Origin of the sequence: Polynucleobacter sp. IMCC 30228 (assembly GCF_021395205.1) — a bacterium.
Lineage (GTDB): Bacteria > Pseudomonadota > Gammaproteobacteria > Burkholderiales > Burkholderiaceae > Polynucleobacter.
Genome location: NZ_JAJVCS010000001.1, coordinates 602,209 through 624,481, shown reverse-complemented (window position 1 = coordinate 624,481; position 22,273 = coordinate 602,209). Strand labels below are relative to the sequence as shown.

Genomic DNA, 22,273 nt, shown 5'->3' with positions numbered 1-22,273 from the left:
TTAAAAATACTTTTTTTGATAAATAAAAAAGCGCCTCAAAAAGGCGCTTTTTTATTGCTGCGCTGACACCGCCATATGGGTATAGGCCATCTTCACCAATGGGCACGACACCTTAATGCTCATCCCTTTTTGAATCATTTGACCCAAAATATGTTCGTGTTCTGTTTTTTGCTTAGCGATTAGGTCGCGTAACATCGAGGCCGTAAATGGGGAGCCTACCTGGGTCAATAACTCGATAGCTTTTTTACGTGCTTGCTCTGCTATTGAAAATCCGTTTGCTTGCGCTATTGCGCAACATTCTGCATACATCTCTAACGACAACTCTTGTCCATACGGCGTAGCAACTATTTGCCCAACTGAGCCCTGACAAAGGGTTGTCATACCAGCTAAGCTAGCTAAGAAAACCCATTTATCCCACATTGCCTGCTCAATTTGCTCACTATAAAAGTGATCGAAATCGGCTTTTTCACATAGCGCAAAAAATGCTCTCGCTATCGCCTCTTGCTCGGGCGCCCGATGCCCAACCGTCAGAATATGTAAATCGCTTAATTGCTTTACCGCACCTACTTCCGTAATCATTGCGGCAATATGTGCCACGCCCCCCATGACACGGGCTCTTCCAAATTGCTGGTCCAAGGCATCGAGATGCGTAAGGCCGTTTAAAAAGGGTAAGAATAGGGCTTTTGGGCCAACTTTTTCGAGTTCATTTAAACAATTGGCTAAATCAAATGCTTTTGGCGCCAAAATAACCAGATCATAAATAGGCTCTAATTGATCTAAGGTAATCGATTTTGGATGAAGAACAAAACTGCCTCGTGGAGTTTCAATCGTTAAGCCATTGGCTTGAATATACTCATGGCGTTTAGGGCGTAATAGATACGTAATATCGGCGCCCACCTGAATCAGTTTTGCACCAAAGTAGCCGCCAATACCACCTGCCCCAACAATTAATATTTTCATTTTTTTACTCATTTGGCACGCTTAATCCGCAATCTAAGCGTTTTGCTTCAGTAGCTCACTATTTGTTTTACCTAAAGCCAAAGTAAATAGGTTTTGCCAATATTGAAATGCAACGACTTCTTTTTCATGAATTTCCAGCTCAAGAAATGCCGGATGGCGAATTAATGAAAACCAAATACGAACAAACATCTTATCTTCAATTCGCCCTGGCTTAGCAATGAATGTGATTTCCTCTAAATCTGGAATCATTTCATACACCCCTTCTTTGGTAAGCATTTCTGGCTTATCTCTGCTCATGCGCATTAATTCCAGCATCACTCGACCCAATTGGTCGTAATGACCATCCCAACACTCAATCTCAGACTCGGCCAATTTGCGCTGGCCCAAAGATTTCCTTGCGAAATTACTCCAGGCTTGGGCTAAATCAAACTCGGTCTTCACCTTCGCATTCTGAATTGCACTCGGTAATGGCGCTACCTTCATCCGCTCTAATACTGTATCGCCCCCAAAACTGTAATCCACAATCAGCAGGGGTTTGGCCGTTTTTTCAAGTTTTAAGCGATAGTTTTGCGCTTGTTTTTCAGACTTATTCAACGATATCTTCCTTTAAGCAATAGTCTCAAGCGAAGTCTCTAAAGCGCTTGCTGGAACTCCATGCTCCCATGGCACATCAACTGGATAATCGGTTAACAAACAATCGTCCGGCAAACATACGATGGGCTCAAAATTACGATGGGCAATATATTCAGGACGTTTATGCCGACGAATATGATTCGACACCGCACATAAACTTAAATAGACGCTGACCCGATTCCATGGCGATAAATTACTTGTGGAAGCATGGACTAAACAACTGTGAAATAAAATCATTGAACCTGCAGGCCCAGTGGGACTAATAATGCCGCCGTTTTTGCCGCCTGCACGAGCTACTAATTGCGAAATTAAATCGTTGTCTACTGTCCATAATGGATAGCTGGTCGTAGTTAAATCATGTTTGGCAGCGATCACACCACGTTTATGACTTTCTGGAATAAACATCAGTGGGCCATTAAAGGCATTGACATCATCTAAAAAAATTGCCACGTTCATCGCCCGCGCGGTAGGCATCAAATCGTCGTTTAACCAAGTACCATAATCTTGGTGCCACTGCCAAACATCGCCATCGAAAGCCATCTTGCCGTTAATCTTAAATTGATGCATATATAACTGCTCGCCCAATAAATCTTCAATTGGTTGAATCATTCTGGGATGTTTTCCCAATTTAGCAAATGGCCTGCTAATTAGATGCGCGGCAAAATTGGTGCGCACCGATTCACTGTCTTTTTCACGGACGTTATAAGCTTCTTTTCGACTATAAAGCTCAGGGACGGCATCAGTCAGGGTTTTCACTTCACTAGGACTAAATAAGCTGGGAAAGAATAAATAACCTGCTTTATCAAACTGGGCTAGTTGTTCTGGAGATAAATGCATTTTTGACCTCGTCGATTCTTTTTAACAATAGGTGAAAGTGTAATCAATTAATCAGTTAGAGGGTTAAAAGTCAGGCCTGTAATCAACTACCATCAGGGAAAGCCCTAGGCTGACCCGACGCCCTACCTGAACTAAGTCTGCAATTGATAAACCTACGCCAACTAAAAAATGTGAAAATAGCAGCACTCTTATTGAAAGGTTTGTTATGTCCCTCATTCAACAACTCAAACAACGCGCGGCGGCAGGTAAGCCGGTACGAGTAGGCATTATTGGTGCGGGCAAATTTGGCTCAATGTATTTAGCCCAAGTGCCAAGAACCCCTGGCATTCATTTATTAGGTATTGCCGACTTAGTGCCGCAACGGGCGCGTGATTCTTTAGCCCGTGTGGGTTGGAACGCCGTGCAATACAACGCGTCTTCTTTTGAGAATGCGTATCAAACTGGCAAAACATTCATTACTGATGATGCTGATGGCATGATCGCCAATCCGCAAATTGAAGTCATTATTGATGCCACTGGAAGTCCAGCAGCAGGCATTCACCACGCCTTGAAATGCTGCGAACATGGTAAAGACATCATCATGGTGAACGTAGAGGCTGATGTACTTGCGGGCCCCTACCTAGCTAAAAAAGCAGCTGATGCTGGCATTATTTATTCAATGGCATCTGGCGATCAACCATCCTTAATTGCTGAATTAGTTGATTGGGCCGAAACGATTGGTATGGATGTGGTGTGTGCAGGCAAAGGCACTAAATATTTACCGATCTATCACCAAGCCACTCCAGACACAGTATGGGGGCACTATGGATTTACCCCAGAGCAAGTTGGTAGCGGAGACTTTAATGCCCAAATGTTTAATTCATTTTTAGATGGCACCAAGTCTGCCCTTGAAATGGCTGCGGTATCGAATGCCTGTGGTTTGCGACCCCCAAAAAATGGCTTGTTATTTCCGCCCTGCGGGGTTGATGATCTGCCTACCATCTTACGGCCAGAGGCTGATGGCGGCATCTTGCCCTTTAAAGGCACAGTTGAAGTAGTTTCTTCTGTTGAGCGTGATGGTCGCCCTGTCTTTCGAGATTTACGTTGGGGCGTTTATATTGTTTTTGAAGCGCCGAACGAATATGTGCGTAACTGCTTCTTGCAATATGGCCTGAAAACTGATGCGAGCGGCTGGTATGCGGCAATGTATAAACCATATCATTTAATTGGTCTTGAGTTAGGCATCTCGGTTGCGAGCGTGGCCTTGCGCAAAGAAGCCACGGGTGCTACTACCGCCTTTAGCGGTGACGTCGTAGCCACGGCTAAACGTGACTTAAAGGCTGGAGAAATGCTCGATGGCGAAGGTGGTTTTACGGTTTACGGTAAATTAATGCCTGCCACTGATTCCTTGGCAATGGGTGGCTTACCCATTGGGTTAGCACACCGCCTGACGCTCAAAAATGCTGTTGCTGCTGGCAAACCAGTATGCTGGAACGATGTCAATTTTGATATCAACAATGAAGCAATTCGAGTACGACGCGAGATGGAGTCCATGTTTAAAAAATGACTCGATAAATCAGTATTTTGTTACGGCAAAGGCAAAGCAGTTTTGTAAGAAACTTGCTTTAATGCAAAACTGGAGCGAATTTTTTCAATGCCGGCAATGGGAGTTAATTGCTCAAGAATAAATTTTTCTAAATCGCTAATATTGGATACAGCAACTCGAATTAAATAATCACAATCGCCGGTCATCAAATAGCACTCCATTACCGCATGTTGCTCGGCAATACACTGTTCAAATTCAGCGAGCGCAGTTTTTGACTGCTCTTTTAGGCTGATCGAAATAAATACATTTAAATCAAGTCCCAGGGCCTTGGGGTTAGCCAAGGCCACATAGCGCTGAATTACTTGGTTCGCCTCTAGCGCGCGCACTCGCAATAAACAAGGTGAAGGTGATAAATGCACGCGCTTAGCCAAGGCCACATTACTGAGTGAACTGTCTTTTTGCAGTTCTTGCAAAATTCTTAAATCAATGGCATCTAGTTGCATAAAGTTCTATAAAAATGGTTTATTTAGCATTTTATGCTTAATTTAATGGTATTTGACCATAATTTGCAATCCTATTTCAGAGCACTTTTTGTATATTAATACCTATGCAAAACCCTCATGATATCGATCCAACCGAAACGGCCGAGTGGGCAGAAGCGTTTATTAATTCCATTACTGCTAATGGCGAGGAGCGGGGCAAGCATTTGCTCGATATGCTCATCCGCACCGCCCACCAACAGCAAATTGGCTGGTCCCCTGAATTAGTCACGCCTCTTGTGAATACGATTACGGTTGCTAAGCAAGGCGTGTTTCCTGGTGATCTGGCAATCGAAGAAAAAATAGCCTCCCTGATGCGGTGGAATGCACTGGCGATGGTCGCCAAAGCGAATACGGCTTATGGCGAACTTGGTGGTCACATTGCTAGCTACGCTAGTGCAGCCGATTTGTTTGAAGTAGGATTTAATCATTTTTATCATGGTCGTACTTCCGAGCACAAGGGTGATTTAGTATTTTTTCAACCCCATAGTGCGCCGGGTGTATATGCCCGCGCCTATCTTGAAGGTCGCTTAAATGAACAAGATCTAGCCTATTACCGCCAAGAAATTGCCGCCGCAGAAATCGGGGTGCAAGGGCTATCGAGTTATCCTCACCCGTGGCTCATGCCCGATTTTTGGCAATTTCCAACTGGCTCAATGGGCATTGGCCCCATTAGCTCAATTTACCAAGCCCGATTTATGCGTTACTTAAGTCACCGTAATTTACTCGACTGTTCGCAGCGCAGAGTATGGGGTGTTTTTGGTGACGGCGAAATGGATGAGCCTGAAAGCATGAGCGCCCTCACCTTGGCAGCACGGGAAAAATTAGATAATTTAACGTGGGTAGTGAACTGCAATCTACAACGCTTAGATGGCCCCGTTAGAAGTAATGGTCGCATTATTGATGAATTAGAAAAATTATTTCGTGGTGCCGGATGGAATGTCATTAAATTAGTGTGGGGCAGTGATTGGGATGGCTTATTTGCACGTGATCATTCTGGTGCTTTGGTGCGCGCACTATCGAATACCGTTGATGGTCAAATGCAAACTTTTGCAGCTAAAGATGGGCGCTTTAATCGGGAAAATTTTTTCGGACAAAGCCCTGAGTTAGCAGAACTAGCTCAGGGTATGACAGATGAACAAATTGATCGATTAAAACGCGGTGGTCACGATATCGTCAAAATCTATGCTGCTTATGAGGCGGCAGTAAAGCATACAGGTCAACCCACGGTAATTCTGGCGCACACCAAAAAAGGCTATGGAATGGGTCATGCTGGTCAAGGAAAAATGACAACGCATAGTCAGAAAAAATTTGATGAGGAAGCGTTAATTGAATTTCGTAATCGCTTTAACTTACCACTCAGCGATGCCCAAGCAATGAATTTAGATTTTTATCGGCCAAGCGAGGATAGCAAAGAAATGCGGTATTTGCAGCAACGAAGGGCTGAGTTGGGTGGCTATTTACCTAAACGTGTTATCGACTGCGAACGCCTAGCGATTCCACCGCTTGAATCTTATGCCAGCTTTGCGATTACTCCTGACGATAAATCGATGTCAACTACCATGGTCTTTGTACGACTCTTAGGTAATTTACTAAAGACCCCAGCACTAGGTGCACGAATTGTGCCCATTGTGGCCGACGAAGCGCGAACGTTTGGTATGGCGAATCTATTTAAACAAGTGGGTATTTATTCTAGCGTTGGACAATGCTATGAACCAGAAGATATTGGTTCCGTATTAAGTTATCGCGAAGCGTTAAATGGCCAAATTTTAGAGGAAGGCATTAGTGAGGCGGGTGCTATTGCCAGCTGGACTGCAGCTGCTACTAGTTACGCTAATCATGGCTTTGCCATGCTACCTTTTTATATTTATTATTCTATTTTTGGTTTTCAGCGTGTTGGAGATGCTATTTGGGCAGCTGCCGATCAACGCGCACGCGGCTTCTTATTGGGTGGAACCTCAGGGCGCACTACTTTGGGTGGCGAAGGCTTACAGCATCAAGATGGCAGTAGTCATTTAGTGGCTGCTACCATTCCTAATTGCAAAGCCTATGACCCTGCCTTTGCTGGCGAATTAGCCGTGATCATTGATGCGGGGATGAGGGAAATGCTCACCGAACAGCAAGATGTGTTTTATTACATTACCCTCATGAATGAAAATTATGCCCAAACCAATTTGTTATCTGGTAAAGAAAAAGATATTCTAGCGGGTGCATACCTCTATCAACCAGCACCCCCTACGGCGAAAAAAAGAGTTACTCTATTGGGCTCTGGTGCCATCCTGCTCGAAGTAATCAAAGCTGCCGAAATATTAAAACGGGTAGATATTGAAGCTGATATATTTAGCATCACCAGTTGGAGTGAGCTGGCACGCAATGGTCACCAAAAATTGCAGGCCGCTTTTGCAGATGAGAATAAGGATATAGGAGTTGATGGCACCTCTGAATATGAAACTGCCTTTATTAGTTCGCTGTTATCGAATTCAGCTGGCCCGATCATTGCTGCAACCGATTATGTACGCGCAGTTCCAGAAAGTATTCGTGCCTACATCCCCAGCCAGCGCAACTACCTTACCTTAGGTACCGATGGGTTTGGCCGTAGCGATACTCGAGCAGCGCTACGAGACTACTTTCAAGTTGATGCTGCAAGTATCGCTAAAGCGGCACAATTTTGTCTTCATTCAAGCACAAGTGGCAAATTAAAGGCAGGCCTCTAAGAATGTGTTTAATTTTAAGCTTCCAGCAGTTGCTTAAAACTATTCAGCAATACTGCAGATGATTGCGCGCCTTCAATTAAGTGCTGATCATTTAAGATAAATGCAGGCACCCCATGAATTCCTAAGTTTTGAAAAGTCTGTTTTTGTGACTGAACTTCTTGGCTAAATTCATCGCTTTCTAATACTGCCTTAGCACGAGCTTGGTCTAATCCTGCGCGGCCAACTGCAGCAAGCACATTATCTACATCATCCATGCTGACTGCTAAACAAAAATAGGTATTTAATAATTCTTTTTTAAGCGCTGCTTGAGCAGGTAAACCACACTCTTTAGCTGCCCAATATAAAAGGCGGTGGGCGTTAAAAGTATTGTAAATTCTTTTCCTTCCGGCAGGATGAAAATCAAAACCAACTGCCGCAGCACGAGCGCGAATACGCGCTTGATTCACTTGCACTTGTTCTGGAGATAAGCCATACTTTTGCGTTAAGTGCTCTACTGCGTCTTGACCACCTGCTGGCATATGAGGATTTAGCTCAAATGGCTGAAAGTGAATTTCAAAGTCAGCCTCATCAGCCATTGCTTCAATGGCCTTATTAAGCTCGCCATAGCCAACTGCGCACCATGGACAAGCGACATCTGAAACAACATCAATTTTTATTTTTGGTTTCATTGTTTGAATCATTTTAATAATTGAATAATCATCAATATTACAGTCAAATTGAAAAACGCCTGATCTTTTGAACCAGGCGTTTTATTATTGCGGTTAAAGCTGAAAGGGACAGCAATTACATCATGCCGCCCATGCCGCCCATGCCGCCCATACCACCCATATCGCCACCTGGCATGCCGCCGCCAGACTCATCTTTAGGTGAATCACAAATTGCGCAATCGGTGGTTAACAAAAGAGCAGCAACTGAAGCAGCATTAACTAAGGCAGTTTTTGTTACCTTAGTTGGATCAATTACGCCCTGAGCAACTAAATCGCCATACTCGCCAGTAGCGGCGTTATAACCATTATTGCCTTTGCTCGCCTCAACAGCATTGACTACTACGCTAGCTTCGTCACCGGCATTGGAAACAATTATGCGTAATGGCTCTTGCATAGCCCGCAAGACAATACTGATACCAGCATCTTGATCAGCGTTATCGCCTTTCAAACCTTTAATGCCTTGCATAGCGCGAATTAATGCTACGCCACCGCCAGGCACAATACCCTCTTCTACAGCTGCACGGGTTGCATGCAAGGCGTCGTCAACGCGGGCTTTCTTTTCTTTCATTTCTACTTCGGTAGCAGCACCAACACGAATTACTGCAACACCGCCAGCTAATTTAGCCACGCGCTCTTGCAATTTTTCACGATCGTAATCGCTGGTTGCTTCATCGATTTGCACACGAATATTTTTAACGCGAGCTTCGATGGCTTTGGAATCGCCTGCGCCATCAATAATGATGGTATTTTCTTTGCCAATTTCAACCCGCTTGGCTTGACCTAAATGCTCAAGTGTAGTTTTCTCTAAAGTTAAACCTACTTCTTCAGCAATTACTTGGCCACCAGTCAAAATGGCGATGTCTTCGAGCATGGCTTTGCGACGATCGCCAAAACCTGGCGCCTTCACAGCACAAGTCTTCAAAATACCACGAATGTTATTCACAACCAAAGTTGCCAAGGCTTCGCCTTCAACATCTTCAGCAATAATCATCAATGGACGACCCGACTTAGCTACTTGCTCGAGTACTGGGAGCAAATCACGAATGTTGCTGATTTTTTTATCAAACAACAGAATGTAAGGGGTTTCTAAAATCGCCACTTGTTTTTCTGGTTGATTGATGAAATAAGGCGAAAGGTAACCGCGGTCAAATTGCATACCCTCAACGACTTCTAATTCATCTTCGAGTGATTTGCCATCTTCAACAGTAATAACACCTTCTTTGCCCACTTTTTCCATTGCCTCAGCTATACGCTGACCAATGCTATGGTCACTATTAGCTGAAATAGAACCTACTTGTGCAATTTCCTTGGTAGTGGTGCAAGGCTTACTAATTTTTTTCAATTCAATTAAAGCGGCGCTAACTGCTTTATCAATGCCGCGCTTTAAATCCATTGGGTTATGGCCGGAAACTACATACTTCATGCCTTCACGCACAATCGATTGAGCTAAAACGGTTGCAGTGGTAGTGCCATCACCAGCGATATCCGCGGTTTTAGAAGCAACTTCTTTCACCATTTGTGCGCCCATATTTTGCAGCTTGTCTTTTAATTCGACTTCTTTCGCTACGGTTACGCCGTCTTTAGTGATGGTTGGACCACCAAATGAACGCTCAATAACTACGTTACGGCCTTTAGGGCCTAGCGTTACCTTTACTGCATTTGCGAGAATATTTACGCCTTCGACCATTTTGGTCCGCGCGCTATCGCCAAAAACTACGTCTTTTGCTGCCATGATTAAATTCCTTTCGTAAAAGCTCGATTACTTTTGGACAACTGCCATGATGTCTTCTTCGCGCATCACGAGAAGCTCATCGCCGTCAACTTTGACGGTTTGACCGGCGTATTTACCGAACAAAACTCGGTCGCCAACTTTGACATCGGGTGGGTTTAACTTGCCGCTATCGTCGCGCTTACCGGCTCCAACAGCCAAAATTTCTCCTTGGTCTGGTTTTTCAGCGGCTGCATCTGGAATCACAATTCCTGAAGCAGTTTTGGTTTCTTGATCTAAACGCTTGATGATCACTCGATCATGTAAAGGACGCAGATTCATTCCTTCTCCTAAGTTAGTAAGTGTTAACTAAATAAAAACCCTATATACATCATGGAGTTATAATTGCTCTACAACTAAATATAAGCAGTAAAACCTGAATTCCACCAGATTAATGGCGAAACGACTGCTTTAGCACTCGTTTATAGAGAGTGCTGATTATATAGCTCCTTTTCTGGTTTTTTCAAGGGGGTGCTGTTTAAAAAGACTGTTTGTAGGTGAATTCCTACATAAAAATCAGTCTTACCTGCTTATCAACCCCTGCTGACCTGAATAGACTGGACAGTTACCGATTGGAGAACGCTGATGATCCCAAAATCCCGGCTGTATACGCTTGTTAAAAGCTGGAAGAATAAGCCCTTCCAAGCGGTTAACGATGCTAGTGGCTCTACCGTAGGAAGTGAGATCAACAACTCGGTAGGTTTTGAGGCTGAAGCGCTCTGGTCGAAAAGACAATCCATTAGCTATGAGCCCATTTTTAATCAATCTGGAAGCAAGCTTAGCGGAGCGCTTTTTCAGCCCTTGCTGCAGGCTAATGATTCCCAGGTGCTGCGACTCTTCATGGATGGACTCGATGCTATTCAATATTGGCAGAGCTTTAGTAAACCGGTGCCCACTATTCTGCCTATTGCTGCTAAAACACTCTGTCAACCCAGTCAGGTCGATGCGATTAGCGATTTGGTTTTAAATTCCCGTTTACCGGTTGGTCTGGTCGCGCTTGGAATCATGAATCTACCCCCAGCCCAGTTTTGGCATGACTACCAAAGTGGCTTAGCCCGTCTGCGCAGAATTGGCTTAATGCTGCACTTACTCCATTTTTCAGGTTCACCGCAAGAAATAAAACATCTCGATGAGATGCGCTTTGATGGTGTGCACCTATCTGCTCAGCAACTGCGATCCAATCTGCTTAAGCATCAATCTATCGTCGATCTTGCTAGCGTGTGCAAAAAAAACTATGGCGCGATCTATATCGGCGGAATTTCTCTCGTAAGCGATCTCACTGCAGCCCAAAAGCTTGCAGCTAACTTCTGCTACGGCGGCTTAATGATGCCGCCTGTAAGCCGTCATCAATTATTACAAATCAACGATAGTCGCCTGGCAAAAGCCATCTTTTCAGTAAAGCCCCAATAAAACCGTAACGGAGACAAGCTATGAGAAAAAGTGTGATGTTAGTCGATGACCATCCAGCAATGTTGATGGCATTAAAAAGTATTGTGCATGAAAAATTGTTATTTGAGGTTGCTGCACAAGCCCAAAATGGGGAAGAGTGCATGCAAATGATTAAGCAAACAAATCCCAATATTATTATTTTAGATTTAGATATGCCGAAGACCGATGGCTTTGATGTCATTCGGCGAATTGGCTTAATGTATCCCGAAATTCGCATTCTCGTTCTATCTAGCCTCGATGAAAGCGTATACGGTGGCCGCGTACGCTCATTAGGTGCACATGGCTTTGTTAATAAAACTGCGAACGCCGATATTATTATTTCAGCCTGTATAGCGGTTTCTCAAAACTATACGTTTTTCTCCCATGGCAGAAATGGCAATAGTGCATTAACTGATGGCGAGAAACTCAAACTGATTTCAGATCGTGAATTACAAATCATGAAGTATTTAGGTCGGGGTAGTAGCAATCAACATATTTCAGATGTATTACATATCAGCAGTAAAACCGTTGCAACCTATAAGGCACGGTTATATGACAAGCTTGGTATTAATAACATTGCCGATCTTATTTTGTTTTGTCGTAACAACAATATTATTGAAGGTTAATGAAAATTCAAGTATTAATGGGGCGTCAAGGGTTAGTCTGCTTAAGTGCTAACTACGCTTGGCTTATATCACTAGCCTTTCTTTTGCTGAGTAGCGTCACTAGTGCGCTAGCCCACGACCCCTTTAATACTGAGGAATTACAATGGCTTAAATTAAAACCGATTGTGCACTTTAGTATTCATGAGAAAAATGCTATGCATTTGCACCCAGGTGACAGCAAAGAACCTGCAGGCGCCTATCATCAACTTCTTATCCAATTACAGCAACATACCCAGCAGCAGTACTTAGCTGTTTGGCGCAAGGGCGATGATGATGGTCTGAAAGACATCTCCCAAGGCAAGGTCGACTTTATTATTGATCCACCTTATGCCTGGTTACTGCATCATTCTGCTAGCCCTTTTGATAGTATCTTGGCAAAAACAATCCACGGCCCTTTAGTCTCACATTCGGCTGCACCAGCATTTACTGATCAGGCCTTATTGATCGTTGGCTTTACCTTCGTTTTAATTAGTCTCACTCTAGTGTATTGGATTTGGAACCTCAAAAAACAACATCGAGGTCAAGCGGGCATCGTGCAAAATTTAGTAGATCAAAAAAAAATGGCAGAGCATGCGAATGCAGCTAAATCGGCTTTTCTTGCGACCCTAAGCCATGAAATTAGAACCCCAATGAATGCCATATTAGGGGTGCAAGAATTACTCTTAAAAAGTGCGCGCTTTCCTGCGAGCGAAAAGTCTTTATTAAAAAATGCGCATCGCTCAGCTGAAGGCTTACTCGGTATGCTTAATCAAGTGCTTGACTTATCTAAGATTGAGGCAGGCAAACTAATCCTAAACCCTCTGCCGCATTGTCTTAAAAATGTGATAACCGAAATTGATGCGACTTTTTCTACCTTGGCTAGTAAACGCGGCTTGCAATTAATCAGTCGTTTAGATCCGACAATTGCTGAAGTGTTGCTAGTTGATGCTATGCGCTTGAGGCAAGTTTTACATAATTTACTTAGCAATGCAATTAAGTTTACTGAAGTAGGAAGTATTTATTTTGCGGTTAATGTGCTCGCCGACGATCATGCGGGGCAATTAATAGAATTTAGAGTAATTGATACCGGCATTGGCATGACTGATGCAGAAATTAAACGTGCGCTGCAGCCATTTGAGCAAGTTTTACAAGCCACTAATACGACTAATATTAATGTCGACTACGGCAGTGGTTTGGGCTTAGCTATTTCCAAGCAATTAATTGCCTCAATGGGTGGCCACTTACATTTTGAAAGTTACCCCAAAATGGGTAGTGCAATTTATTTTTCCAGTGTTTTTCCGCGCACTACTCAAGCTGCGCAAAATTACCACTATCCTATTATTGAGCGACCGAATGCACCTTGTTTTACTAATTCAATGGGCCAAACGATTCGTGCCTTATTAGTTGAAGATCACCCTGCTAGTCGCGAAATTCTTTCTTTGCAATTGCAAGCACTTGGCATTCAGGTTACGGTTTGCACGAATGGTAAAAATGCCCTTACACATTTTCAAAACACACACTTTGATTTAGTTTTTACTGATCATTCCATGCCCGGTATGAAAGGGGAAGAGTTGGCGCAATTATTACGCCAACAAGGCTATCAAGATCTTATTATTATTGGTGTTACCGCTGATATTTATGCTCTTGAGGCCCGTCAGCGTTTTTTATCAGCTGGCATGAACGCTGTGCTCATTAAACCCATTAGTATTATTACCCTAGAAAGTAAATTAGCCGATTATTTCGAATCGGGTAACAATTTAATTGCGCAGAATTTAAATCGCACCAAACCTTTTTTTGCGCTTGGGCTTCAGCATGGCCATCACTCACCAACTGAATTATTAATTTTGGCTGAAGTACTAAAAGTTCATCAAGAATGTCTACGAATGTTGGATGAAAAAACTTTAGACACTAATGAATTAACTCATTATTTACACAAAATTAAAGGTGGTGCTTTATTGATTAATGAGTCTCAATTTGTTGCAGCCTGTACTCAGCTAGAGCGTGATCTGCAATTAGGTGCGCCAGATATCAACCAAAAACTACAACTTCTTCTGCAGCAGGAAAACATTCTTATCGAGTCCATTGGTCTTGCCCAGGCCGAAAGTCAATAAGTAAAAAAGCGGCCCTAAAAGGCCGCTTTTGATATCCACCATTGCCTTAAAGTAATCAGCGTTTATTTACAGCATCCTTAAAGGCTTTACCAGCTGCAAATTTTACTGTTTTAGAAGCGGCAATCTTAATTGCCTCGCCGGTTTTTGGATTCCGACCCATTCGTGCAGCACGTGAGCCCGCTGAAAAACCACCAAACCCAACTAACTGCACAACATCACCTTTCATAATGGCCATTTTAATGGCCTCTAGGGTAATATTTAATACCTCATCTGCTTTTGCCTTGCTCAGATCAGCGCCTGCTGCGATTGCATCAATTAAATCTGATTTAGTCATGCTATCTCCTCGAATATAAGTACAAATTCACAATTTGCAGGCTTATCAGCCTAATCTCTTTACATTGAATTCTTTATGTCAGTGCTACTGAGGTTTATCCTATCAAATAATTTACCCGAATACAGGAAATTAGCGCATTTTTTTTATTTTGCCCCTGCTTGTGCCAATAAACCACGCCCTCTTCGTCCGTCCAAATCCACTGTTATGGCGCAGAGGTGTTTTAACTCTATTTTTGCTAGTGTTTCTACTTACTATCATTATTTTGCTCTGCAACAATTCCTGGGCTGCCGAGGAAACTGCCGATCCCTCAATTTCTAAGCAAAAGTCAATTCAATTTATTCCCAAAGTAGTCTTAGTTGCTTTAGAAAAAAATCAATTGCCTTTAAGTGCTATCAGTATTGCAGTATCTGAAATACCTAAAAACCAGCAACTCAAGACCCCTGCACCACTTCCAATGCATGAGTTAGTTAATTGGCGGAGTGAGATTGCCATGAATCCAGCATCCACGATGAAAATCTTGACAACCCTGACAGCGCTTGATGTTCTAGGACCCAATTATCGCTGGCGAACGCTAGTTTATAGCGATGGCTTTATACGCAATAATATTTTGAAAGGGAATATTTATTTGCAGGGCACGGGAGACCCCAAACTCACTCCAGAATCTCTCGCAAAACTAATTAAGAATTTGCGGGATTTAGGAATCCAGAAAATAGATGGTAATTTAATTTTTGACCGAAGTGCTTATGACCCGGCATTACTCGACAGTAATTTAATTGATGGTGAAGCGCTACGTTCCTATAACGTTCAGCCTGACCCACTACTCTATGCCTTTCGTACCCTCTCGTTTCAATTGAGTGCGAATAAGGGAGCGCAAACTACAGAGATAAGCTATACCCCTGAATTGGCCCGCCTCAAGATTATTAACCAGTTAAATCTTCAAGCAGGGGCCTGCGAGGATTGGCGTAAAGAACTGAATTTGGATATTAGTCCCGATTCACCGCCAGCAAAAACTGGGGCTCTACCCGCGGACTGGCAAGCAACTTTTTCAGGCTCATTTCCTCATGCCTGCCAGAATGTGCTCTATAACGTCGTTGCTTTTGATCCCAATACTTTTCTTACTCTTGGCTTAACTGCAGCTTGGCAGTTAGCTGGGGGTGAATGGCTTAAGCCACCTCAGGGTAAAAGCGGTTTAGTGCCTAGTGCGTTTAACCCAATTGTGCAATATGAGGGTACTAAGCTCGTTGATGCGATATTTGATATCAATAAATATTCAAATAATGTCATGGCTCGACAACTTTTCCTAACGCTTGCTTTAGATCAAATGGGTAAACCAGCCACAGTAATGAAGTCTGAAAAAGTGATTCAAGGGTGGCTACAGCGACAAGGAATGCAATTTCCTGAGCTCGTATTAGAAAATGGTTCCGGCTTATCGCGCATAGAAGCGATCTCTGCAAAGCATATGAATGATTTATTAATTGCCGCGCGATCTTTACCAAACGGTGAATTATTTTTCAAAAGTTTGCCTATGGCAGGCAATGATGGCACGATGAGAAATCGTCTTTTGAATACCATACGGGGCTGGCTGCATTTAAAGTTGCGCCCAGAAATTCGCGTTAAAACCGGAAGCTTAGTTGATGTAAAAGCGATTGCAGGCTATGTGCTGAGTAAATCGGGGAAGCTGTATGCAGTCAGTTCTTTTATTAATCACCCGAATGCGTATCGCGGACAAGAAGCTCATGATCAATTACTAACTTGGTTAGCCGAGGATGGTCCTGACCCAAAGGCAGCACGCTGAAGTCGATCACGAACGCCGTCCCAAACCTCACCGGCTGGCGGTTCCGGCAATAAAATAATATCGTAGTGCTGCAGGTCCAAATCACGCAAGGTTCGATATAGGCTATTGGCAAAACCCACATGATCGCTTGGCAGGGTAAATGTTTCTAGTTGAATACCGCTTAGAGCGATATTGGGTGGCACAGTTGGTAAGCCTGTAATCGACCCCCAAATACCTAGTGCTATGCGTAGTTTACGAACGTGATTTTGTTTCGCTATTTGCGTATCGAATTCATGGAGAATAGTTTGCCAATTGTCACTTTGATAAAGCTGCAAAGGTGTATTCGGTGCGTAATGCGCCTTCAAACTACCTGATACACGCGGAACCTCAGTTTCCTGCTGTGAAGAATTAAAGGTGTCTATCTGTAAACCTGTTTTGGCATAAATATTTGATGGCGTAATCATGCCTGGCCTTAATAGGCGTATACCATCGGTAGCGCTTAAATCAACAATGGTAGATTCAATACCGAACTCACAATCGCCGCCATCCAAGACCAAGATGTCACTGTCATTACCAAACTCTGCATGCACATCGGCTGCGCGGGTTGGTGAAACTTTACCAAAGCGATTAGCAGAAGGAGCCACTAAAGCCCGACCAAATTCCATTAATAATGCTTGTGCTAATGGATGATTAGGCGAGCGAATAGCAACGGTAGATTGCCCACCAGTAATGACATCTAAAACACACTTATCCTTTTTTAACACCAAAGTTAAGGGGCCCGGCCAAAAAGCAAGAATCAGTTGCATCGCCGCTGGCGGCAAATCGCGCACCCAAGGGCTTACTGTTTTAAGCCACGCATCAGCAAGCACATCTGTGGTGGTTTTTGGATCGGCTAGCAATGTCATTGGCGCAGCAAGATGAACAATTAAGGGATGATCATTTGGGCGACCCTTGGCAGCGTATATTTTTTGAATTGCCAGATTATTGCTTGCATCTGCGCCCAAACCATAAACTGTTTCGGTTGGAAAGGCCACCAACTCGCCATTGTTTAAGCGCCGAACTGCCTCTACAATCAAGGCTCGATACCTAAATCGCCAGCAACAGCTGCAGCAATTTGGCGTGCCTCTACCGGACTAGCGCCAAGACAGTTAATGTGACCCATTTTTCGTCCAGACAACGGTACCGACTTGCCATATAAATGTAATTTCGCGCTATCGTGACTTAAGGCGCTCGCCCAGTCAGGCTCTTGGGGTAACTCGTCAATAGTGCCTGTCTTAAACCATAAGTCGCCTAATAAATTTAACATCGATACTGGGGTTAATAGACGGGTATCGCCTAAGGGTAGGCGTGCCATCGCCCTAACCTGTTGTTGAAATTGACTAGTGACACTCGCGTCCATCGTGTAGTGCCCAGAATTATGTGGCCGCGGAGCAATTTCGTTAGCAAAAATTTCTCCGCTCTTGAGTACAAAAAATTCAATGCATAAAATGCCCACATAATTCAGATGCCTGATTAAAGTCTTTGCTGCCTGTAGTACACGATTTTCTTGATCAGAATTTAGTGAGGGTGCTGGCACTGTACTGGTGTGCAAAATGCCATTGCGATGGATATTTTGCGCAATGGGATAGACCACCACCGCGTCATCGTAGCCGCGGACGACCAAAGCCGATACTTCAAAGGCTAAATCCATGCGCTTTTCAAGTACGCAGGGTACTTGAGCAAAATTATGCCAAGCTTGCTTCAGTTCAGCTAGGGAATCAACAGTAATCTGCCCTTTACCGTCATAACCCAGCCGCGCTATTTTTAAAATTCCAGGTAATAGGGTTTCATCTAGCGCATCGATTGCGGCTTGATTTTCAATCACGCAATAGGGAACCGGGCCAATATGCACTGCTGATTTCCATTTGCTTAAGAAGATTTTCTCTGCAATTCGATTTTGTGCAATCGAAACACTATCACTGCGAGGTGCGACATACACTCCTAAAGCCTCTAACTCATCTAATGTTTGGGCTGGTACATTTTCAAATTCGGTACTGACTGCCTGACAGATAGCAGCCATTTCTTTTAAGGCGGCACTATCAGTAAAGTTTGCTTCCAAGTGTTTTTCGGCAATAGCGCCAGCGGGGCTTAATGGGTCTGGATCAAGAATGCAGACTTTATAACCCATGGCTTGCGCTGCCTGAGTAAACATTCGGCCCAATTGACCGCCACCCAACATACCCAAATACGCGCCGGGTAATATCGGCGTTAAATACTCAAGCATATTGCGTCACCATCTTGCTTCACCATATTTAAGTGCTCCGCGGTAATGTCATTGCGCTTGCTTTTGCAGTTTGTTGAGCACGAAACTCGGTTAATTGTTGACTTAATTCAGGATGATCTAAAGCCAGAGTGGCAATTACATATAAAGCTGCGTTCGCCGCTCCTGCCTCTCCAATAGCAAAAGTGGCAACTGGAATACCTTTAGGCATTTGCACAATAGAATATAGTGAATCTTCGCCACGTAAATATTTACTCGGTACAGGAACGCCACAAATAGGTACCTGTGTTTTGGCTGCCAACATACCCGGCAAATGTGCGGCGCCGCCTGCGCCAGCAATAATGGCCCGTAAACCACGGGCTTGCGCTTGTTCTGCATAACTAAACAGCGCATCTGGCATACGGTGTGCGGAAAGCACTTGGCATTCAAAGGGTACAGCAAATAGCTCCAAAATTTGTGCCGCAGCCTCCATGGTGCTCCAATCAGAATCAGAGCCCATCACAATACCAATTAGTGGTTTTTTAGTGCTCATTTTCTTTCCTCTCGCCCAATACCCTCATCCATTTAGTAACATTAATTTAGTTTTTCTTAGTTACGCTGACTAAGCGCGCTAACACTTCTCGATATTTTTCTGCGGTTTGATTAATCACTTCATCGGGTAAATCGGGAGCGGGCGCTTGCTTAGACCAAGGCTTACCATCAATTGAAATTGCTTCGAGCCAATCGCGAATAAATTGTTTATCGTAAGAGGGCGGATTAATACCAAGCTGATAAGTTTCCGCGGGCCAAAATCGTGATGAATCTGCAGTTAAAATTTCATCCATTAAAACCAGTTGATTATTTGCATCTAGGCCAAATTCGAATTTCGTATCAGCAATGATGATGCCCCGCTCCGCTGCAAAAGCGGCAGCCTCTTGATACAGTTGAATACTTACCGCACGAATTTGCTCAGCTAAAGGTGCGCCAATGCGCTTAACCATTTCAGCAAAAGTTATATTTTCGTCATGGTGACCAGCAGCTGCTTTTGCAGCAGGAGTAAAAATGGGTGCCGGCAATTTCTGGGCATTCTGTAAGCCTGCCGGTAAAGCAATGCCGCACACACTACCGCTCGCCTGATATTCTTTCCAGCCACTACCTGCTAAATAGCCTCGCACTACGGCTTCGACCAAAATAGGTTGTAGGCGCTTTGCAACTACCGCCCTCCCCTGTACCTGGTCTACCTCATTTGGGCTAACGACGGATTCCGGATTGATGCCCGTTAAATGATTTGGAATCAGATGCGCAAGCTTTTGAAACCAAAAATTGGCCATTTTATTGAGCACAATTCCCTTTTCAGGAATCGGTTTACCCATGATGACGTCAAAAGCCGATAAGCGATCAGTCGTAATCATCAGTAATTTATCGTCGCCAATTGCGTATACATCTCGAACCTTTCCTTTGGACAGCAAAGGTAAAGATTGAATCGAACTAGTATAGAGAGCAGCCATGTTATTTAACGATCTGCGCCAACTCACCAGCTCGATAGCGCGCGGCCATTTTTTCCAAGGAGATGGGTTTAATTTTACTGGCCTGCCCTGCGGAACCAAACTCGGTATAGCGTGCAATACAAATCAGTTTTGCAGCTTCACGGGCAGGCTTTAAATAATCCCGTGGATCAAACTTACCCGGGTTTTCAAATAAATAACGGCGAATGGCAGCTGTCATCGCCAAACGAATATCAGTATCAATATTGATTTTGCGTACACCATTTTTAATACCAATTTGAATTTCTTCAACTGGCACGCCATAAGTTTCTTTCATCTCACCACCAAATTCACGAATGATCGCTAATAACTCTTGCGGCACGCTAGATGAGCCATGCATCACTAAATGGGTATTCGGAATGCGCGCATGAATTTCGCGGATACGCTCGATCGCCAAAATATCACCAGTAGGTTTCTTAGTGAACTTATAAGCGCCATGACTAGTACCAATTGCAATAGCTAAGGCATCGCATTGGGTCGCTTTAACAAAGTCAGCCGCTTGCTCAACATCAGTAAGCAACTGTTCGCGGGTCATCGTGCCATCGGCGCCATGACCATCTTCTTTATCGCCTTTCATGGTCTCTAAAGAACCTAAAACACCCAATTCAGCCTCTACGGTAACCCCAATCGCATGTGAGAGCTTAACTACTTCTTGAGAGACAGCAATGTTGTACTCATAACTAGCCACTGACTTACCGTCAGCTTCGAGTGAGCCATCCATCATCACACTAGTGAAGCCACTTTCAATGGCAGCAATACAGACTGCTGGGCTTTGCCCATGATCTTGATGCATCACAATAGGAATATGGGGATAGGATTCAACTGCGGCTGAAATTAAATGCCGTAAAAATGCCTCGCCTGCGTATTTTCTGGCGCCTGCTGAAGCCTGCATGATGACTGGTGAGCCAACCTCGTCAGCCGCGCTCATAATGGCCTGTACTTGCTCCAAATTATTGACGTTAAATGCAGGCAAGCCGTAGTTGTTTTCAGCAGCATGATCTAATAATTGACGCATTGATACCAAGGGCATAGCAATCCTCTAAAGAAAAAATAAAAACAGTGAATGCAGTTTACTCACTTCACCTTAACAATTTTTAATGTATTACTACCGCCGGGTTCACCCATCGGCTCACCAATGGTTAATACGATAGTATCGCCAGACTTGACCGCCCCACTCTTTTTTAATCGTTCTTCAACTTGGCGCAATGCAGTTTCACGGTCTTTGCTGACTTCAATGCTAATTGGAGTGACATTACGATAGGTGCTTAAAGCTCTTTGGGTTGATACCTTAGAGGTCAGTGCAAAGATGGGTACATGAATATTATGACGACTCATCCAAATCGGGGTTGATCCTGACTCAGTTAACGCCGCTATCGCAGCTGCATTTAAATGATGGGCTGTAAATAAAGCCCCTAAGGCGATAGATTGATCAATGCGGGTAAAGGTTTGATCCAAAAAGTCGGTATCTAATCGTACCGATTCTGATTTTTCAGCCTCGATACAAATTTCGGCCATTTGCTCAATGGTTTTTACTGGATAAAGGCCTGTAGCAGACTCGGCTGAAAGCATGACGGCGTCTGTGCCATCGAGAACGGCATTTGCAACATCGCTCACTTCTGCGCGAGTGGGTACGGGGGCACTAATCATCGACTCCATCATTTGGGTTGCGGTAATCGTAAATTTATCCGCTTCGCGAGCTAAACGAATCATTCGTTTTTGTAGTGCTGGTACTGCCGGGTTGCCAACTTCAATCGCCAAATCACCGCGGGCTACCATAATGCCATCGCTCTCATGAATAATGCTAGCCAAGGCCTCGGGCACAATTGCCTCTGCCCGCTCCACCTTAGCAATTAACTTCACTTTGCCAACGCCATGCTTGACGCTAGCTGCATCTGCCAACTTACGGGCGATTGCCATATCGGCGCCATCTTTAGGAAAGCTAATAGCGATGAAATCGACGCCCATCGCAATCGCTGCATCTAAATCTTGAATATCTTTTTCGGTTAGGGCCGGCGCTGTTAAGCCACCACCAGCGCGATTAATTCCCTTGTTATTCGACAGCGGACCACCGAGCTCAACTAGAGTATGAATCTCCTTACCCTGCACGCTAACTACACGTAAAACTATCAGGCCATCATTTAACAATAGTCGATCACCAGCTTTAACATCTTGAGGTAAATTTTTATAATCAAGACCCACTCGCTCCTCATTACCTAATTCGCAAGCGACATCTAAAATAAATGGTGCACCCTCTTGTAGTTGCACTTTGCCATTCGCAAACTTACCAACGCGAATTTTAGGGCCCTGTAAATCAGCCATAATGCCAACTTCACGGCCTATTTCCGCTGAAATCGTACGCACTAAATTATGCCGCGCCAAATGATCGGCAACGGTACCGTGAGAAAAATTAAGCCGCACGACGTCGAGGCCCGCTCGAATCATCTCGCGTAATACCTCGGGCTTTTCTGAAGCAGGGCCGAGGGTGGCAATAATTTTTGTAGCTCTTAACATGCTGT

At 44.1% G+C, this 22,273-nt stretch carries 20 protein-coding genes; 6 read left to right on the top strand and 14 right to left on the bottom strand.

What is annotated here, in order from left to right; translation table 11 throughout:
- Positions 1–51: 51 nt before the first annotated feature.
- Genes LZT21_RS03305 through LZT21_RS03295 form a run of 3 tightly spaced genes read right to left on the bottom strand, consistent with a single transcriptional unit; the run spans position 52 to position 2,430 of the window.
- A complete protein-coding gene (locus tag LZT21_RS03305; protein WP_233924648.1) occupies positions 52–972 on the bottom strand; it encodes a 2-dehydropantoate 2-reductase in 921 nt (306 codons plus the stop codon).
- A gap of 21 nt (positions 973–993) precedes the next feature.
- Positions 994–1,554, bottom strand: a complete 561-nt coding sequence (locus tag LZT21_RS03300) for a hypothetical protein (protein ID WP_233924646.1) — start codon at positions 1,552–1,554, stop codon at positions 994–996.
- Positions 1,555–1,566: 12 nt separating this feature from the next.
- Positions 1,567–2,430, bottom strand: a complete 864-nt coding sequence (locus LZT21_RS03295) for a phytanoyl-CoA dioxygenase family protein (protein ID WP_233924644.1) — start codon at positions 2,428–2,430, stop codon at positions 1,567–1,569.
- 205 nt (positions 2,431–2,635) lie between these two features.
- Between LZT21_RS03295 and LZT21_RS03290 the strand changes: the two genes are divergently transcribed.
- Positions 2,636–3,976, top strand: a complete 1,341-nt coding sequence (locus LZT21_RS03290) for an NAD(P)H-dependent oxidoreductase (protein WP_233937496.1) — start codon at positions 2,636–2,638, stop codon at positions 3,974–3,976.
- A 20-nt stretch (positions 3,977–3,996) separates the two neighbouring features.
- Here the strand turns inward: LZT21_RS03290 and LZT21_RS03285 are convergent, their stop codons facing one another.
- Positions 3,997–4,458, bottom strand: coding sequence for an Lrp/AsnC family transcriptional regulator (locus LZT21_RS03285; protein ID WP_233924641.1), 462 nt, complete (start codon positions 4,456–4,458; stop codon positions 3,997–3,999).
- A 104-nt stretch (positions 4,459–4,562) separates the two neighbouring features.
- Here LZT21_RS03285 and aceE point away from each other — a divergent pair, with 104 nt between their 5' ends.
- Positions 4,563–7,208, top strand: coding sequence for a pyruvate dehydrogenase (acetyl-transferring), homodimeric type (aceE, locus tag LZT21_RS03280; protein ID WP_233937497.1), 2,646 nt, complete (start codon positions 4,563–4,565; stop codon positions 7,206–7,208).
- Between the two features lie 14 nt (positions 7,209–7,222).
- On the opposite strand, the gene LZT21_RS03275 is transcribed toward aceE, so the two are convergent.
- The 3 genes from LZT21_RS03275 to groES all read right to left on the bottom strand — a co-directional run bounded on the left by LZT21_RS03275 (position 7,223) and on the right by groES (position 9,965).
- Complete coding sequence (locus tag LZT21_RS03275) at positions 7,223–7,876, bottom strand: DsbA family oxidoreductase (protein ID WP_233924639.1); 654 nt, start codon at positions 7,874–7,876, stop codon at positions 7,223–7,225.
- A 115-nt stretch (positions 7,877–7,991) separates the two neighbouring features.
- Positions 7,992–9,647: a chaperonin GroEL gene (gene groL / locus LZT21_RS03270; protein ID WP_233924638.1), complete on the bottom strand. Its 1,656-nt coding sequence runs from the start codon at positions 9,645–9,647 to the stop codon at positions 7,992–7,994.
- A 27-nt stretch (positions 9,648–9,674) separates the two neighbouring features.
- Positions 9,675–9,965, bottom strand: coding sequence for a co-chaperone GroES (gene groES / locus LZT21_RS03265; protein ID WP_233924637.1), 291 nt, complete (start codon positions 9,963–9,965; stop codon positions 9,675–9,677).
- Positions 9,966–10,268: 303 nt separating this feature from the next.
- Between groES and LZT21_RS03260 the strand changes: the two genes are divergently transcribed.
- The 3 genes from LZT21_RS03260 to LZT21_RS03250 are packed head-to-tail and all read left to right on the top strand — an operon-like array spanning position 10,269 to position 13,866.
- Entirely contained in the window at positions 10,269–11,093 is an 825-nt protein-coding gene (locus LZT21_RS03260) for a diguanylate phosphodiesterase (RefSeq protein ID WP_233924636.1), read from the top strand.
- A gap of 20 nt (positions 11,094–11,113) precedes the next feature.
- Positions 11,114–11,737, top strand: coding sequence for a response regulator transcription factor (locus LZT21_RS03255; protein WP_233924635.1), 624 nt, complete (start codon positions 11,114–11,116; stop codon positions 11,735–11,737).
- Positions 11,737–13,866, top strand: coding sequence for a response regulator (locus LZT21_RS03250; RefSeq protein ID WP_233989220.1), 2,130 nt, complete (start codon positions 11,737–11,739; stop codon positions 13,864–13,866). The genes LZT21_RS03255 and LZT21_RS03250 overlap by 1 nt, the downstream gene beginning before the upstream one ends.
- Positions 13,867–13,921: 55 nt before the next feature.
- Here LZT21_RS03250 and LZT21_RS03245 read toward each other — a convergent pair whose 3' ends face one another.
- The gene (locus LZT21_RS03245) at positions 13,922–14,200 is read right to left on the bottom strand and encodes an HU family DNA-binding protein (protein WP_233989219.1); all 279 of its coding nucleotides are present in this window, start codon (positions 14,198–14,200) and stop codon (positions 13,922–13,924) included.
- A 262-nt stretch (positions 14,201–14,462) separates the two neighbouring features.
- Here LZT21_RS03245 and dacB point away from each other — a divergent pair, with 262 nt between their 5' ends.
- Positions 14,463–15,995 (top strand): D-alanyl-D-alanine carboxypeptidase/D-alanyl-D-alanine-endopeptidase, encoded by a 1,533-nt coding sequence (gene dacB / locus LZT21_RS03240; protein ID WP_233989218.1) that lies wholly within the window; start codon positions 14,463–14,465, stop codon positions 15,993–15,995.
- Here dacB and LZT21_RS03235 read toward each other — a convergent pair.
- From LZT21_RS03235 to pyk, 6 genes are read right to left on the bottom strand one after another with little or no spacing between them, the layout of a single operon-like run.
- Positions 15,941–17,050 (bottom strand): L-threonylcarbamoyladenylate synthase, encoded by a 1,110-nt coding sequence (locus tag LZT21_RS03235; protein WP_233924631.1) that lies wholly within the window; start codon positions 17,048–17,050, stop codon positions 15,941–15,943. The two genes, dacB and LZT21_RS03235, sit on opposite strands and share 55 nt — an antisense overlap.
- On the bottom strand, positions 17,047–18,237 hold the full coding sequence (locus tag LZT21_RS03230) for a 5-(carboxyamino)imidazole ribonucleotide synthase (protein WP_233989217.1): 1,191 nt from the start codon (positions 18,235–18,237) through the stop codon (positions 17,047–17,049). Before LZT21_RS03230 ends, LZT21_RS03235 begins: the two co-directional genes overlap by 4 nt.
- Before the next feature lie 28 nt (positions 18,238–18,265).
- The gene (purE, locus tag LZT21_RS03225) at positions 18,266–18,766 is read right to left on the bottom strand and encodes a 5-(carboxyamino)imidazole ribonucleotide mutase (RefSeq protein WP_233924629.1); all 501 of its coding nucleotides are present in this window, start codon (positions 18,764–18,766) and stop codon (positions 18,266–18,268) included.
- A gap of 46 nt (positions 18,767–18,812) precedes the next feature.
- Positions 18,813–19,721, bottom strand: coding sequence for a phosphoribosylaminoimidazolesuccinocarboxamide synthase (locus LZT21_RS03220; protein WP_233924628.1), 909 nt, complete (start codon positions 19,719–19,721; stop codon positions 18,813–18,815).
- 1 nt (position 19,722) lies between these two features.
- The gene (gene fba / locus LZT21_RS03215; RefSeq protein ID WP_233924627.1) at positions 19,723–20,787 is read right to left on the bottom strand and encodes a class II fructose-bisphosphate aldolase; all 1,065 of its coding nucleotides are present in this window, start codon (positions 20,785–20,787) and stop codon (positions 19,723–19,725) included.
- A 44-nt stretch (positions 20,788–20,831) separates the two neighbouring features.
- A complete protein-coding gene (gene pyk / locus LZT21_RS03210; protein ID WP_233924626.1) occupies positions 20,832–22,268 on the bottom strand; it encodes a pyruvate kinase in 1,437 nt (478 codons plus the stop codon).
- Positions 22,269–22,273: the final 5 nt, after the last annotated feature.

Bases quoted from the DNA above. Each gene is read 5' to 3' on its own strand.
- LZT21_RS03230 (WP_233989217.1), bottom strand. From the start codon at position 18,237: ATGCTTGAGTATTTAACGCCGATATTACCCGGCGCGTATTTGGGTATG.
- LZT21_RS03245 (WP_233989219.1), bottom strand. From the start codon at position 14,200: ATGACTAAATCAGATTTAATTGATGCAATCGCAGCAGGCGCTGATCTG.
- LZT21_RS03295 (WP_233924644.1), bottom strand. From the start codon at position 2,430: ATGCATTTATCTCCAGAACAACTAGCCCAGTTTGATAAAGCAGGTTAT.
- LZT21_RS03260 (WP_233924636.1), top strand. From the start codon at position 10,269: ATGATCCCAAAATCCCGGCTGTATACGCTTGTTAAAAGCTGGAAGAAT.
- fba (WP_233924627.1), bottom strand. From the start codon at position 20,787: ATGCCCTTGGTATCAATGCGTCAATTATTAGATCATGCTGCTGAAAAC.
- LZT21_RS03220 (WP_233924628.1), bottom strand. From the start codon at position 19,721: ATGGCTGCTCTCTATACTAGTTCGATTCAATCTTTACCTTTGCTGTCC.
- LZT21_RS03290 (WP_233937496.1), top strand. From the start codon at position 2,636: ATGTCCCTCATTCAACAACTCAAACAACGCGCGGCGGCAGGTAAGCCG.
- LZT21_RS03285 (WP_233924641.1), bottom strand. From the start codon at position 4,458: ATGCAACTAGATGCCATTGATTTAAGAATTTTGCAAGAACTGCAAAAA.
- aceE (WP_233937497.1), top strand. From the start codon at position 4,563: ATGCAAAACCCTCATGATATCGATCCAACCGAAACGGCCGAGTGGGCA.
- LZT21_RS03250 (WP_233989220.1), top strand. From the start codon at position 11,737: ATGAAAATTCAAGTATTAATGGGGCGTCAAGGGTTAGTCTGCTTAAGT.
- LZT21_RS03305 (WP_233924648.1), bottom strand. From the start codon at position 972: ATGAGTAAAAAAATGAAAATATTAATTGTTGGGGCAGGTGGTATTGGC.
- groL (WP_233924638.1), bottom strand. From the start codon at position 9,647: ATGGCAGCAAAAGACGTAGTTTTTGGCGATAGCGCGCGGACCAAAATG.
- pyk (WP_233924626.1), bottom strand. From the start codon at position 22,268: ATGTTAAGAGCTACAAAAATTATTGCCACCCTCGGCCCTGCTTCAGAA.
- purE (WP_233924629.1), bottom strand. From the start codon at position 18,766: ATGAGCACTAAAAAACCACTAATTGGTATTGTGATGGGCTCTGATTCT.
- groES (WP_233924637.1), bottom strand. From the start codon at position 9,965: ATGAATCTGCGTCCTTTACATGATCGAGTGATCATCAAGCGTTTAGAT.
- LZT21_RS03275 (WP_233924639.1), bottom strand. From the start codon at position 7,876: ATGAAACCAAAAATAAAAATTGATGTTGTTTCAGATGTCGCTTGTCCA.
- LZT21_RS03255 (WP_233924635.1), top strand. From the start codon at position 11,114: ATGAGAAAAAGTGTGATGTTAGTCGATGACCATCCAGCAATGTTGATG.